Source organism: Flavobacterium sp. GCM10023249, assembly GCF_042653365.1.
Lineage (GTDB): Bacteria > Bacteroidota > Bacteroidia > Flavobacteriales > Flavobacteriaceae > Flavobacterium.
Genome location: NZ_JBHSHZ010000015.1, coordinates 92,991 through 107,019 on the forward strand (window position 1 = coordinate 92,991; position 14,029 = coordinate 107,019).

The window sequence follows — 14,029 nt, forward strand, 5'->3', positions numbered from 1 at the left end:
ATGGAAGTTGCATACTGCTATGTAGAGGTATTTAATAAAAGCTCTCAGCAATGGGAGCTTCTTATTGATAAAAGAAGTCAGAATTATGATTTTTCAATTTTCATATCCGCTTATAATGAAATTACAAAGCAACAAAGTTATTATTGTAGTTATCCTGAATTACCTGAAAAAAAAGATGTTTTTTTTAACTCTGCTATTGATTCTTTTGCCTTGCTTCATTGTTTTAGAAAAATAGAAAATCTATCTGGGACATCTACTAAAAATAACGGAATACCTCAAAATGTATCACTTGATTTGCAATCCAAATACAATTTTCTTTTTAATGAAGTTAAAATTTGCTGCGAAGCATCTTACATAATTTTGCATGATTTGTTACATTTCAATTATGATCAGCAATTCAATATTTACACGTTACCGAAACATAGATTTAAAGAACTTAAAGAATTTTGCTATGAGGATTTAAAAGCGGGACGGGAAAAATACATTTCCTGTCGGGAGTATTTGGGAAACCACTATTTTGAAGAATTAGAATATTTGCAATCTTTTGGAGATTCTTGCAGTGTTAGAATTATCTATTTTGTTCAGGATTTTACTGAGTTGTGGGAAAGTATTGAAACAGTTGCACCTTATTTCAAAGAAGAAATTAAAACAGCAAAAAGGATTCACAACATAAGCACTAAAGAATTTTGGAATATTGAAAACATGAACTATAATCTTCTTAGTTATTTTATTGAAAAAACAAATAGTAATAAAGCAGAAGATGTTAAGGAGAGACTTGAGTATTTAGGTGCAAAAGCAAGAGATGTAGTCTTAGAAAATTTAAAATCATTGCTTACAAAAACAGTCGTAGACAATAGCAGAAATCATTTGATTTCAAGATTTGAAATTGCTGAAAAGTTATTTATTCTCGGATGTAACAAGGGCAAAGCAGATATCAGTTATTTTAGAAATTTATGGGAAATGCAGTACGGTTGGGTCTATAAATCTGCAAAGAGAGAAATGTTATTACTTCGAACTATCTATGTAAAGCAAGTTACTGCTTTAGTGAATTTTGTTAGTGGAATAGAACAGAACTATGAAGATGAAATGTTAATCAAGCAACTTAAAAAGGATTTAGAATATTGAATGTTCTTACATACCTTGGCGGATAAGAAATCTAACATGCTTAATAAATTTAAATTAAAAATCATTGCCAAAAATCAAAATCAACTTATTCGGAGAAGGAATAGAGATCAGGCGTTTATACTTGCCCGACGATATTATCGTAAATTGGAAAGAACTTGCAAAGAAAAAACACAGTAGTTTAAGTGATAAAATTGTTGATCCTTTCTTCTTTTATGATTTGAAGAACCCTAAATATAAATCAATTGATGATATTCCTTTTCAAAGTATTTCAGGAATGTTGGATACCCCTAAAAATCAATTAGAAATTTGGTTCGATCGAAAAAAAGTAATGAAGTGGTACGCCTCTGAATTGTTTAATGAAATGGTTTTATTTCCCTTGTTTCAAATTCGTAAAGAGATTTTGGCAGATGAATTTCAATCTGGAATTATCATTCAGCAAAGAGAAAGAGGTCTATTGGCTACATTGGAGTTATACGTTGAAGAAAAAAGTTTGAATCTGGACGATATATTATTTACAATAAAAAGTGGTCTGGAGTTTAATTTTTTAACAGACATTACACATAAGGGCTCCGCTTTTAAATTCATAAAAAAAGACACTTTAATTACGAGTCAGTTGGCTTTTGAACATGTTTGATTTTTTTTATAAATTTACAATTGTGCGTCCAAAATATTTTGAAAATTCAATTTAACTATTAAATATTAAAAGATATTAAATTGAATTTGAATTGGTTAAATAAGATGAAAATAGAGGAGTTAGAATAGCGGTTCGTGAAAATCTCGTGAACAAAAAACCCTAAACTCTTTAAAATCAAGGGTTTAGGGTTGTAATTTGTAGCGAGGACGGGAGTTGAACCCGTGACCTCAGGGTTATGAATAGTAAAACTCAAAAAATAGAACCATTTTATTGGGCTTCAAAGCCGTTATTTTGTATCAAATATAGTGAAATCGTGTTCGTTTTCGTGTTCCAAATTAGATATAGATCTGCAGTTATTTTCAAAAAACATTCATACTAAAACTGTTCAGCAATCACAAAGAATTTTATTTTAAATTTCTAATAGCTTCCTTAACTTTAAGAATTTCAGATTGTTCCTCATTAATTTTCTTTATAACAAATCTAAGAATTACATCTATACTTTCTGCTCTCGATAAACACTCTTTATCATCAAGTGAATGCAACCCTTCCGATGTCTGATTATAAAGAGTTTTAATTGGATTTATACCTAAAGATTGCAAAGACTTAGGAAGAAATTCAAATATATTTTCATATATTGAAAATACTTGATTAGTAGAATTATATTCCTCGCAAAGTTTCTTTATCTTTAAATTTGTAGGATCTAAATCTGAAATTTCTTTAACAATCGTTAAGAGTTCTTTCTCTATAATTCTTCTAAAATATGCGAATGCACCAATTCCATAATTATCTTGAATACATTTACAAGCTTTGAAATACCAATTATTTGTTTCTCGATCAAAATGTTTTTTTATTTCTTGATCAACATTAAATGTTGGTTTAGGGAATACACCAATTTTCTCAACAAATATATTTGAGGAAATTCCATCAAATTCACTATTTGGAGAACTAGTTCCTGCTACACCCGAAAGTCTATACTTCTTTTTTGGAATTTTGTTATCACTCCAAACATGTAAAGTGAGGTTTATTTTATATTTTTTACAAGATTTACAACATCCTATAAAATGTTCAACAAAATTTAAACATTTTGTATTATCAAAAAGACTTTCAGGTATCTTTTCACCATCTTGAGTCCCCCAAAATCTCTCAGTACTTTCTGGAAGTTCCAATTCAAAGGTTTTCTCTGCCAGTTCATTTTCACAATAATACATGAAAGTTTCACCAATAAAAGAATAAGGATTATTATAATGTGAATTTCCTGCTTGATAATTTTCTACAATTCGAAATGATTTGTAAAGAGGGTAGTTTTTTAAGAAATCTTCCAAGTGATTTTTTTCCATAAATTTTGGCTTAAAGTAATATAAGTTAGTCTGTAAAAAACTCACAAACTTTTTCAAATATATAGCTAAAAGTTGATAGATTTTTAATCAGCAAGTGAAAGTGATAGGTAAATAATCACATCGTTACTCATGTAAAATTATGCTATTTACAATAAACTCTACTCATTATCAATTCCCAAAATACTTTTAGCAAAAATCTCAGAGTGGTCAACCCAAAATGTCACCAAAATATGTATACAAAATTCCTTAAATGTTTTTGATTTTAAAGATGATTTTGATTCTAAAGATGGCTTTGCTTCTAAAGGTGTTTTATTACCGTATGCTTTTTTTTCCAATGAATTGACGTAATCTTTAATTTCTAGCAGTTCTATTTTAAACAAAGCTTCATGTGCGGCTTTATTTCTAAGCTGTCTAAAATAATCCAAAAGACAATACCTATAATCCCCTATCACTCCCATTTCATTCAATATCAACAACCTAACTGAATAGGAATAAATAGAGCCATTGTTCAAAATTTTACTTTTATTTTTTGTTAATTCATTTATCAATATTTCTGTCATTATTTCCAAAAAACCATGCGTTATGAGAATAAGAGTTCTATTGTCTTCTTTATTATTCTCAATAGCTTTAAAAACATCAAACCAATACTTTGATTTATGTTCTTTTGATAAACTCTTATACTTGAAAGTCTTCATATTTCATAAAATTAACAATGATCTGCTATTTTACTAAAGTTGAAATTTTCATTAACATCCAATCTTAATCTAAAATACTAATATTAAAAGTAAAAATTAGTTAAATTTTAAAATTTCAATTTCTTAAAAACCGCTGTTATAGGCTGTTGTATTAATATTTTTTAAGCATTTTTCACCCACTTAAAACTGCACGAGTAACCTAGATTTATCCTCATTATATATTCATCTTCGCCAATGAACTCATCCAAGAAACTTTGAGAAAATCTACTTCCTCTGGATTTTTTTGCCTTAATTAAAACATCAACAAGAGGGTAAAATGTATGTTTGTAACTACCTAGCTTATAAAAACGTTTTTCACTTTCAAGAGTTTCTTTAGTATCACAAATTATTAAAAAGCCACTACTTTCACTTATCCTTCTTGCACATTCTAGTCTTCCAGTAAAACTTGCAATCTTACCGTTCTTACTAATTCTTCCACATGAGCGAAATAAAATCGGTCTTGTTGCTGGTAGATAATTCTTTAAAACAATATCCCAGACATCGAAAAAAGCTTTTCTTTTTTCATCAGGTCCAGTGCGTATCCAATTAAAAATAAATGTTAAGGTAGAATCTAAAATGTCAGCATCTTTCTGTAAAATATCTATTAGATTATGAGCTATCTCAGTCTTTTGATTTTGTGATAATCGATATTGAAATTTATTCATTGTTTCTTAATTCAACTTAATCCTTTTTTACAATTGCCCATATCGTTTTGCAACTACCCTTAGGTGGCGATTACGGAGCTCTAAACTGTCTGCCAGCACTTAACTTGATACGAAGCACACAGCGTTATTTAACCAATGAATCGCCAATTTCTTGTAGGTACTGTTAAGCGTGAGTTACCTTCCGAAAATTCTCATTGAGAAAGTCAGCAATGTCTGCAGAAAGTCTTACTCTAGGCGCAGTAATTTGGATAATATTTTCAGGTTTAATTGGAATAGTCACTTTACATTTAGTTTTCTTTACTTCGTTTGATAAATTATGCTTTTTTATTTCTTTGTTCAAAAATGGGATTGTAATGTCAATTGTATTTTTACAAAATGCGTATAAGAACCATAATTCATATTTACCTCTCAAGAATTTTTTTGCAGGTTTAATATTCCGTAGATCTTTTGATATTTTTTTTATTTCAGTAAAATTATAATGGCTTGTTTTAGTAGTTGAGCATATATATTCAAAAGGAGTTTTATGCCCACTTGAAAGATTTCTTTTTATTTTGAAATCATTTGAAATTGAAAATATTTTTGATATGTCAATGTCACTAAGGTTAACTGGCAGCTTGTTTTTCCTGCAATAAACTACCCATGCAGAAATACTCGTCATTTTTTCAGTAAAGAAGTCTAATTGTTTAATAAACTCCTTTTTTAAATCTTCAATAACTTGATCTTCCATAACATAACAGATTTCTCTTAAAAATCTGCCATATACTTCGGCAGTAACTAGGTAGTTTTCTATTGAATAGTATTTAGTTTCAAAGATATTTTCATCTTTGACGTTTGCTACTCCAATTATGTCATCTAGGTCTTTGTCTGTAAAAAATAGCACTCTATTCTTATTATATACAGACCAATTTATGTCATTATAATTTGTATAAACATTATCCTTTCCATTACAAACATAATAATGGAATGTGTAATCTTCAGGGAAAATATTTTCAAGAAAATTAACATAGAATGATTGGTCATCAAGTCCTTCAAAAAAGAAATGAAGTGTTTTATCTTTAAATTTATATTGATGCAAAAATTTAATGTATGAAGCTTCGGGGATATCTCCAGCCTTCTCTAAAACGTCTATAAAAGCCATAAGATATTATTTTATTAAAAATTCCTCTAATGAGTGTGAATACTGTTTCAGATTATTTTTGAAAATAAATGGAGAGTGGGTTACGGCCAATACGCCTTGACAACCACCTGATTTGATTATGTCAGGCAAAAATCTCTCTTGCCAAGGAACAGAGAGAGAAAGTTCAGGCTCATCAATAATAATGAAATAGTCTTTTTTACTTAAGATTAAATGGCTGAAAAGTGAAACTATTTGCTTTTCACCCGATGATAAATCTTTATATTCTATTCTATTTTTCTCGTCTTTTAATTTTTCTCCTGGTCGTAATTCAAATGGTAGTGATGTTTGTTTTAAATCTTCGTCCAAAAAAATATCAACTTTAAAAGTATCATTATCATAGTAAAAATGTTTGCCATCTTTTATATAATCATTGCATATGCTAACAAACCTATTAATATCTAACTCGGCCTTCTGTTGTTCTTCATAAATTTGAAACAGTTTCCAAACAAAATATGCGTTTATTTTATCTTCATCTCCAATTGCTCCTTCATCTCGAACCTTTTCGACGAATTTTCTCAATTCATTTTTGCCGTCTACACTAATGATGCTGTCATCCAATCTTTTTAAGAGATATTTCAAAGCTTCATCATTGAAACTTTGTATTTTTTCAGAATCAAAAGACTTATATCTTTTATTTAGAATATCCTCTAAGTAAGAACCTGTTATCTTTCCACTTAGATTATTGTAAAAATGGCTTCTTAGTTCTGTACATCTTCTCTCCACTCTTTCTTTAACGTCATCCATACCAAATTCAACTAATTCAATATAATCAGAACTTTCCGTTAAAAATTTTCTGCGCCTTTTGTATTCATATTCCTTCATGCTTTCTTCAAGATGTGGAAATATATTTTTCAAATCTTTTTCAATACGTCTATAAGTTGGTAGGTATACTATTTGTATATTTTTGAATTCAGTATTTAGAAATTCTTCAAGTTGTTGTACTCGGTTATCTTTCTCTATTCGATGTTCTTCATCGCTATACATCATGATTATATCATGAATTAATCCGACAGGAGCATCATACTGACTTGCAATTCTTTCGATAACTTCTGGATTTCTTCTAATTTCGATGAGATTATACTTACTGATAATTTCTTCTGCAATTTTTGAATATCGTATTGGAAATCTTTTTGAAATTCTTGAATCTCTTAAAAGTACTTCTTTAAAGTTTTTTTTGTCAAAGGAAAACTCTTTTGAGTTTATTCTCAATGTGATTTTTTCAAATTGATATTCATTTAATTTTCTCCATTGTCGTGATAAAAAGTAATAAAACATATTCACTAAAGTTGTCTTACCGGAACCGTTTTCAGCAACAAGAATTAACGAATTGTCCTCAAACTGTATATCATAATTTGATTTACCATGAAGTCCGTGTACTTTGAAACTTTCTATTTTCATATATCTTTATTTTACTTGGATGTCTGTTTTAACTCACGCATAACTAATAAATATGCGCAATACCTAAACGATTTAATAATAAAATACAATCTTTTAAGTGTGGTTACTACTTACAAAAACCAATCTACAAAAAAACCACCACATACCGTAAGAAAAAACTTAAATTCAATAAAAATACCTAGATTTAGTTAGGTATTTTTACTTGATACTTAAATGCAGTAAAAAATATTTTAAAGAAAATACGCACAAGGATATTTGCGTTTGTTTAAATTTGAATGAAAAAAAACCTAAAAAAGATGACAAAATACTTTGAGAAATTGACCAAAGAGCAACTCCAAAAAATCTATGGTGGCCAAGAAACCGAAGATGTTGAAAAACCAAAAATTCGCATACCAGGACAACAAAACTAAGTCCAATTGCATAATAGTATTTAACCATTAAATAAATAAACAAGATGAAAAACACTTTTACCCAACTGACACGCAACCAGTTGCAAACAATCAAAGGCGGTGCCGAAATGTTTATCCAAATGCAAACTGCATTCGCAACCACTACTCCACCAGTAGAACCACCTGTCGAAGATGATTTGAACAGAGGATCAGGAAGGCCTTAATGTAAGAAAAGTTTTAACAAAAATTGAGGTTTTACCGTACTAAAATATAACGGCTCATCGTTAGTTTCGCAACAGAAATTTAACAAATGAGCCGTTTACTATCATCAATATTGATTATTGCCGCTGGTGCAATTTTACTTTTAGATAAAATTAGTGTTTACTTCAACATAAAACTAAATAATAATTACGGGTTTGCAGACACAGAACAACTTGCTTGGGCTTGTTCACAAACCATTGCATTATTAATTGTGATTTTTGCCAATCAGTTCAAACCTTATAAAATAAGCTACTATATCCCTATTTACATAAGCTTTCTCCAATTGCATTGGATTTTCTTTTCAACTACTTACAGCGACACTTCTATCTTCAACTGGTTTGTTTTTGGAGCTTCGCTTTTATTCGCTCTAAGCATATTTTTCATATCTAGTTTTTTCAACAAAGACAAAGAACAAAAGGAGCGACTTTCATTACTCGAGAGTGTTTTAGACTTGACGTATTTACAAATCCAAAGAAGTAAAAAGACGAATGAAGCCTAAAAAGAAGTATGATCATTTAAAAATCATCTCTCAAAACGCCATAAATGCCCTAAAAAATAATGAGATTACCCAAGAAGAGGTATTTGATATTATTGCAAAGATTAAAGAAGAGCTAAACGAGATTGATGAAAAGAACAACAATAACGAGCTGAATACAATTATTCGATCGTTTTTAAATTAATAGCGATAGGTAACAAGGTAGTAAACTATTTCTTCCCATTCGTTTCCTTCTTCTTCTCCCTAGCCATTTTCTCCAAGGTTTCTAAATCCTCAAGAATAGAGCGTTTTTTCGCTTCATCATACAAAAACTCTACCATGCTTTGCACAGACATTTTGTTTTGATCACCGGTTAATTCTTCAATTTGTTTATTGAGTAGTTTAATATGCTGCTTTAGTAATACAACATCTTCATTATCCTGGTTGGTTGCAACCAGTTGCAAATTTTGGTTGCCATCACGCAACATTTCACCATTCCCAGTCAATAACCAATCAGGATTGATATTAGGATAAACAGTCAAAATTTTAACCAATTTATTACCTCCAATTTCACTTTTTAAACCAGTTCCTTTAAAATTCGAAGCAGTAATTTCAGTTTTATTATAAAAATCTTCTTTTTTAATTCCTTGATTTTCAATGAATTGTAAAATTCTTTCTTTTATTGTAAAAATTTTGTCCATTTTATTTTATTAAGTCAAAATTTTGTCTTTATTTTGTTTTAGAAATCAATACAAAATGATTCAAAAAACAATACTAAAACAAATGCCAATATACTAAAAATATGGTTGCAACCAGTTGCAAAATTGAGCAACCTGATAACTATACAATAAGGCAAAACGTATGCCAATGGCAAATACAAGTTCATTGAAAATATTGAAACTTCTATAAAGCAAAAAAGCACCGCTAATGCGATGCTAATTTGTTGGACTATTCAAAAGCTCTTGCCATCAAATAGCCAATTGTTGCGCCACAAATCAAATAAGCAAATAGTTTGCTGTCATTGGTTTGCAAGACTAAACAACTGTTTCCAACACGAACTGAGATTGTACTCGTGTTTTCCATAATTGATTGAATCAAGCCAGTTTTTTAAAGTTACCCCAATTAACCGCTGGCGAATAGTAAATATAGAAGTTTTTTCTTACAAAACACAAACAGATTGAGATATGAATAAACAAAAAATTAAAGAGGCATTAGGAGGCCGATTTGCCAAAGTCATTGCTGTGAAGCTGAACGAGATTGGTATGAAAACCTCAAACGGTAATGCATTTAACCGTCAAATCGTGCTATCCATCATTGATGGCCGAACAAGTAACATTGAAGCGATGCGCGAAATCAAGAACATTGTAGAAGCACGCAAAAAGGAACTTAAAGAACTTTTAAAATAATGGAGAATACAATCGCTCAGGATATCGAAGTAATCGATTATGAAATTGTAACCGGAAAATAACTACACAATGAACCCTAAAGTATTATCAATTTATCAGAACGCCAAGATGTTCCTTTCCGATGAGGAATTGAGCGAGTTGCGTGCTGCCATTGATAAAGATTTAGGAAAACCGGTTGCAACCAAAAAAAGGAAAAAAGAAAACCCGGTTGATTCTTGGTTGGATAGTATCGATGCAACGTTGCTCACCACACTCTACAACCATTCATCGAGGTGAAAGAAACCAGTATAGCAAAGCTATGTAATTGTTTAGAAGGGAAAGCTCCCAAACTTTCCCTGATAAACCTAACCCCGCGAAAATGAAAAACCACAACAACACCATCGCAACAAGCGTTTTCAATATCGCAAATACGCTTCTCAATGCCTACACTTCCGAACCGCAACAAGCGGCCATCGATGCTAAAAAAGCAGAATTCATCAAAGAAAATCCCACTATTCTTTCGGCTGTTTATCCGTGTATTGTAGATGAAGCTTTTGCCATCACAATGGACAATTACCGCAAGTACATTGCAAAATATAACACCCAAACTTCGGAGGAAAATGCTGCAATTGAACTATGGAACAGTACGATCAATAAAACCCAGGAGCGCAATGAAGTGGAGAACACTTTTATCACTCTGTTTTACAAGAATTATTCACACCTAAATTCTCGCGACTACAATCAAAAAGTTGAGGAATTTTACAACGATCGAACTATCCAACTCGAAAAAGTAAAAATACAACCGGTTAAATATGCAACTGAGTTGTTGTTTTCGGCCATTCTATCGGCGTACAATGCACAATTGATCAATCAGAACAGCGAGTACATGAAGCTTTTGGTTGCTGTAGAGCGTCCTATTTCGCCCATGAAGCTCAATTCTTGGTTCATTACCCAAATGAAACGCAACGGTGTCCAAGCGCTTGATTTATGCTCTAAAACTGTACGTAACCACCGCGACCGACTTTTCGAGGCTGGTGTATTAACCGGACGATGTTTTAAAGGCTCAAAATCGGCTATAGAATGCCACGTTAACCCTGAAATTTTAACGGTGTTGGATTTCCAAAACAACCAAATGAGGAAGTTTGAAAACCAATCAATTAACCCCGAAGAAGGGAAAATTTTACCTGATAATGATGTAAGTACTAGAGCAATTAAAGATAAAAAAGAGAAGAAAGAAAACGGTACAACCGATTTTCTGAAAGAAGGGAGTTCGGGCAAAGCCCTCACGATTACTTATTTTTCTACAGGAACACCAGTACGCAATCAAGCAAAAAAAACGGAGGGGGCGGCGGTCGGCGCAAATTTTTCAGAAAATTTATTGAGAACTCTCGAAGACGAACAAATTCTTGCTGAGAAGTTGGCTGAAAACCAGTTTATCGAATATAAATCGATTGATATTCGCTACTTGACCCACGAAGCGTACAACGGAACACTCACCAATGAGGAATTTGTTCAAGTTGTCGTTCAGGATTTCTTTAAATCGTCCAACAAACTATGGAAAAACAATACAACCGCTTATCCTGGTTCTTGGAAACTCGCTCTCAACCAGTATTTGAAATCGAAATTCAGATTATTTAACGGAAACCCGATGCAGAAAGTAAATATCCTTGATGATATTCAAGAACTGCGTTGGAGATTGGAATTCGCCCGTAAATGGTTCCTACAGAATCCAAATATGCAAATCCTCTACCCTAACAATTACTTTGATTTTTCGAGAACCAAATCGTATGAAATGGGGTTCGAATACACCAAAGAGAAATACAAGAACCATCTGAAAAAAATAGAAAAACAAGGTCAGGTGCGTGCTAAAGCCGAAGCAAAAGCAAAACGTCGTGCATTGAGTTACAAATACAATACTAAAGTAAACCAGTTTTTGAACAATAAGATAGATTACGATCAGCTCAAAAAATATGTCCAAAACAATTTACCGAAAGAGTTCCAGGAAAACCTTTCAATACACATTAATAAGTTGTTGAATGAGCGCAACCAGTTGCAATTGAAACAACAACTGGAACAGAAATACAACAATGTACAGTATAACCTTAATGATTTTAATTGCTGATGCCAATTTTCGATCCCAAACTGTCCAAAATCAAAATGGTGATTTTGACAACCCGAACCGAAGAAAACAAAGTGTGGTACTCTCCTATTAAGCAGAACCACAAACCCACAAAAGCAATAATTGAAGGAATGGTCAGGCGGTTTGCAGAAAACCCCACATTGAAGCTAATAACAAACAAATTACAGTTTTACGAAGCCGGAAAACTGGTTGCAGAAGTCAAGTTATGATAAAGTTGAATAAAATAACACAAAGCGAAATAGTTGCACTTATGTCACTTAACCATAAGTACGCTCAGCGCAACAATGAGGTAGCGAAACAAGAACAGAATTATTTCAACAGCATCTTGAAACTGGACCAATCTAAAGCAATATTCCTGAAGCTGCGAAACAAAAGTGAAAATGCAAAAAAGCAAAAACCGGTTACGCTCCGCTTTTCAATTACAGAAGCGGTCATTTTAGTCGACATCTGTCAAAATGCAGACGAAACCCAAGACTTTGAAAAGTTCACAGCAACCAAAACAATCAACCAATTACACGAACAACTATTAAATCTATAAACTATGAAAATCTTGAAACTACTCCGAATGTCAATGATCCTATTATGTGCCTTTTCGATTGGCCTTTGTATTTATTTTAAAAACCCTATGGCCGTAATCAGTTGGGGAACATCACTACTGGTTGTCATTTTTGGCCTAAATGATGAATACTAAAAACTAACTTCAAATACCACACTAATGAAAACTCAAATTCCATTAAAAGAACTACCGCCTCAACCTAAAAAAGGCAAAATTTATGAAATGTATGGTCGGCAATTTTCCACAACAACCATTCGTGGAAATCTTAATACTTTAATCAATGACTTTAAAGTACAAACTAAAATGACTGTCAATTCTCGAGATGTACCACGACCAGTTTGGTTGGAATTTTTAAATACTTTCGGTTTTCCTTTTGGTTACGAACAAAAGCCGGAATGGCTGGAAGAACCAACAATTTTCAATAAAAAATAAATCCTAAATCTTATCAATATGGCTGTATACCGAATTTTAAACAAAACGTTTGTTCATTTTGAATTTACAATTTCAGAAACGAATTATCCAACAATAAAAAAAGCAATTGGAGTCCATCAGGGAATTTTACGAAAGTCAAGTCCAATACAAGTTGAAGGTGCCTTAAACGATAAAGTCGAAATAGGTGTCCTGATTCCTGAAACTCTAGCCATGAGTTTTTCGAAGAATGTCAAGTAAATAAAAAAACCAGTTGAAAAATTCAACTGGTTTTTTTAAAGGTAAGCCTTTTACAATTTATGAGCTTTTGTAAAGATTATAAAACTTTACTTTGTGCACGAGCTAGAAGCTCGCGTTAGCGCGGGAGGCTTTTTATTATGCTGTAAGTTCTGAACTCTTTAACTGCAATATTTTTTTGTCTTTCTTATTTGCTTCTATCTCCTTTAAAAAATCTTCTCTGCTACTAGCTTTTCCTTGTAATACTTGTAACCACAAATCAAAATTTCCATACCACATTTCAAACATCTGCATATTCCAATTTTTGCTCGCCTGTTCAACTTGATTTAAAACACCTTGAACCTGTGATTTATTCCCTGTGTATAGAGCTGAATAAAATTTTAACTCAAATAGTTTCGCTTGTTGTGCAGAATTTGATTTAACCAAAACATCATTAAAACGACTATCTATTAAATCAAACAAAGATTTCAACGGCACATTTTCGGTAAATAAAATTGGCACTTGTTTTTTTAAGCATTCAATAGCTTCATTAAAATAGGCACTATGTTTCAAGAAAGGTATAGAAAACTGCAACCCCTTTTTGTTGCATACTTCAATTAGTATTGTAGGACTATCTAAGCAATTTTTTAAATCACTTTTCCATAATGGATATAACACAAAGTGAGGTCTGTAATCTTCTACTTTTGGTAGCTTTACTAATTCTACTCCAATGATGGAACAACCAACTATTCTGTAAAGCTTATTCTGTGCAAATGCTGAAAGCTGAGGAACAGAACTTAACCATTCCTCAGTAACTCTTTTTTTAATCTCTTTAATTTCTTCTGTCATGTTAGGGTCTAATTATTTGTATAGGTAATTCAAAGTTTCTTGAATATTTGCCAAACTGGGCAGGGCTCATAACGGCATTACCAAATTTAAAATCATAAATAACTCCATTAGTTCTATCAAGAACATCAAGAAAACCACGATTACCAACTCCATTGTTAAAATAAACATTAGTTGATAAGCCCCTATTCCCCGATAGCGCGGATTTGCAATCCGTGCCCGCAATCCACTTCAAAACAAATCTAACAAAACAATCTCTAAA

At 31.7% G+C, this 14,029-nt stretch carries 20 protein-coding genes and 1 pseudogene; 12 read left to right on the forward strand and 9 right to left on the reverse strand.

Annotated features, from left to right (window positions below):
* Both ACFO7M_RS13405 and ACFO7M_RS13410 read left to right on the forward strand, forming a co-directional pair.
* Positions 1-1,125 carry a hypothetical protein gene (locus ACFO7M_RS13405; RefSeq protein WP_379736182.1) on the forward strand — a complete coding sequence of 375 codons (1,125 nt, stop codon included), beginning with the start codon at positions 1-3 and terminating at the stop codon, positions 1,123-1,125.
* Between the two features lie 64 nt (positions 1,126-1,189).
* Positions 1,190-1,759, forward strand: coding sequence for a hypothetical protein (locus ACFO7M_RS13410; RefSeq protein WP_379736183.1), 570 nt, complete (start codon positions 1,190-1,192; stop codon positions 1,757-1,759).
* Between the two features lie 404 nt (positions 1,760-2,163).
* Here the strand turns inward: ACFO7M_RS13410 and ACFO7M_RS13415 are convergent, their stop codons facing one another.
* From ACFO7M_RS13415 to ACFO7M_RS13435, 5 genes are all read right to left on the reverse strand, one after another.
* Positions 2,164-3,096, reverse strand: coding sequence for a hypothetical protein (locus ACFO7M_RS13415; RefSeq protein ID WP_379736185.1), 933 nt, complete (start codon positions 3,094-3,096; stop codon positions 2,164-2,166).
* A gap of 158 nt (positions 3,097-3,254) precedes the next feature.
* The gene (locus ACFO7M_RS13420; protein WP_379736187.1) at positions 3,255-3,791 is read right to left on the reverse strand and encodes a hypothetical protein; all 537 of its coding nucleotides are present in this window, start codon (positions 3,789-3,791) and stop codon (positions 3,255-3,257) included.
* 161 nt (positions 3,792-3,952) lie between these two features.
* Positions 3,953-4,495, reverse strand: a complete 543-nt coding sequence (locus ACFO7M_RS13425) for a hypothetical protein (protein WP_379736188.1) — start codon at positions 4,493-4,495, stop codon at positions 3,953-3,955.
* Positions 4,496-4,658: 163 nt separating this feature from the next.
* Entirely contained in the window at positions 4,659-5,633 is a 975-nt protein-coding gene (locus ACFO7M_RS13430) for a DUF4435 domain-containing protein (protein ID WP_379736190.1), read from the reverse strand.
* 6 nt (positions 5,634-5,639) lie between these two features.
* Positions 5,640-7,070 (reverse strand): AAA family ATPase, encoded by a 1,431-nt coding sequence (locus tag ACFO7M_RS13435; protein ID WP_379736191.1) that lies wholly within the window; start codon positions 7,068-7,070, stop codon positions 5,640-5,642.
* Between the two features lie 296 nt (positions 7,071-7,366).
* Here ACFO7M_RS13435 and ACFO7M_RS13440 point away from each other — a divergent pair, with 296 nt between their 5' ends.
* The 4 genes from ACFO7M_RS13440 (at position 7,367) to ACFO7M_RS13455 (ending at position 8,400) form a co-directional block, all read left to right on the forward strand.
* Positions 7,367-7,480, forward strand: a complete 114-nt coding sequence (locus tag ACFO7M_RS13440; RefSeq protein ID WP_379736192.1) for a bacteriocin — start codon at positions 7,367-7,369, stop codon at positions 7,478-7,480.
* A 44-nt stretch (positions 7,481-7,524) separates the two neighbouring features.
* Positions 7,525-7,683: a hypothetical protein gene (locus tag ACFO7M_RS13445; RefSeq protein ID WP_379736194.1), complete on the forward strand. Its 159-nt coding sequence runs from the start codon at positions 7,525-7,527 to the stop codon at positions 7,681-7,683.
* Between the two features lie 86 nt (positions 7,684-7,769).
* On the forward strand, positions 7,770-8,219 hold the full coding sequence (locus ACFO7M_RS13450; RefSeq protein ID WP_379736196.1) for a hypothetical protein: 450 nt from the start codon (positions 7,770-7,772) through the stop codon (positions 8,217-8,219).
* On the forward strand, positions 8,209-8,400 hold the full coding sequence (locus ACFO7M_RS13455) for a hypothetical protein (protein ID WP_379736198.1): 192 nt from the start codon (positions 8,209-8,211) through the stop codon (positions 8,398-8,400). Before ACFO7M_RS13450 ends, ACFO7M_RS13455 begins: the two co-directional genes overlap by 11 nt.
* Positions 8,401-8,425: 25 nt before the next feature.
* Here ACFO7M_RS13455 and ACFO7M_RS13460 read toward each other — a convergent pair whose 3' ends face one another.
* Together ACFO7M_RS13460 and ACFO7M_RS13465 are read right to left on the reverse strand one after the other, a co-directional pair.
* Positions 8,426-8,896 carry a hypothetical protein gene (locus tag ACFO7M_RS13460; protein ID WP_379736199.1) on the reverse strand — a complete coding sequence of 157 codons (471 nt, stop codon included), beginning with the start codon at positions 8,894-8,896 and terminating at the stop codon, positions 8,426-8,428.
* A 247-nt stretch (positions 8,897-9,143) separates the two neighbouring features.
* The gene (locus ACFO7M_RS13465) at positions 9,144-9,278 is read right to left on the reverse strand and encodes a hypothetical protein (protein ID WP_379736201.1); all 135 of its coding nucleotides are present in this window, start codon (positions 9,276-9,278) and stop codon (positions 9,144-9,146) included.
* Positions 9,279-9,379: 101 nt separating this feature from the next.
* Between ACFO7M_RS13465 and ACFO7M_RS13470 the strand changes: the two genes are divergently transcribed.
* From ACFO7M_RS13470 to ACFO7M_RS13495, 6 genes are all read left to right on the forward strand, one after another.
* Positions 9,380-9,601 (forward strand): hypothetical protein, encoded by a 222-nt coding sequence (locus ACFO7M_RS13470; protein WP_379736203.1) that lies wholly within the window; start codon positions 9,380-9,382, stop codon positions 9,599-9,601.
* Positions 9,602-9,670: 69 nt separating this feature from the next.
* Positions 9,671-9,877 carry a hypothetical protein gene (locus tag ACFO7M_RS13475; protein ID WP_379715748.1) on the forward strand — a complete coding sequence of 69 codons (207 nt, stop codon included), beginning with the start codon at positions 9,671-9,673 and terminating at the stop codon, positions 9,875-9,877.
* Positions 9,878-9,959: 82 nt separating this feature from the next.
* Positions 9,960-11,702, forward strand: a complete 1,743-nt coding sequence (locus ACFO7M_RS13480; RefSeq protein ID WP_379736205.1) for a hypothetical protein — start codon at positions 9,960-9,962, stop codon at positions 11,700-11,702.
* Between the two features lie 268 nt (positions 11,703-11,970).
* The gene (locus ACFO7M_RS13485; protein WP_379736207.1) at positions 11,971-12,258 is read left to right on the forward strand and encodes a hypothetical protein; all 288 of its coding nucleotides are present in this window, start codon (positions 11,971-11,973) and stop codon (positions 12,256-12,258) included.
* A gap of 177 nt (positions 12,259-12,435) precedes the next feature.
* The gene (locus tag ACFO7M_RS13490) at positions 12,436-12,708 is read left to right on the forward strand and encodes a hypothetical protein (RefSeq protein WP_379715757.1); all 273 of its coding nucleotides are present in this window, start codon (positions 12,436-12,438) and stop codon (positions 12,706-12,708) included.
* An 18-nt stretch (positions 12,709-12,726) separates the two neighbouring features.
* Positions 12,727-12,945, forward strand: a complete 219-nt coding sequence (locus tag ACFO7M_RS13495) for a hypothetical protein (protein WP_379736209.1) — start codon at positions 12,727-12,729, stop codon at positions 12,943-12,945.
* Positions 12,946-13,080: 135 nt separating this feature from the next.
* On the opposite strand, the gene ACFO7M_RS13500 is transcribed toward ACFO7M_RS13495, so the two are convergent.
* Together ACFO7M_RS13500 and ACFO7M_RS13505 are read right to left on the reverse strand one after the other, a co-directional pair.
* Positions 13,081-13,770 (reverse strand): hypothetical protein, encoded by a 690-nt coding sequence (locus ACFO7M_RS13500; protein ID WP_379736211.1) that lies wholly within the window; start codon positions 13,768-13,770, stop codon positions 13,081-13,083.
* Position 13,771: 1 nt separating this feature from the next.
* A pseudogene (locus ACFO7M_RS13505) lies at positions 13,772-14,029 on the reverse strand (hypothetical protein); the annotation flags it as partial.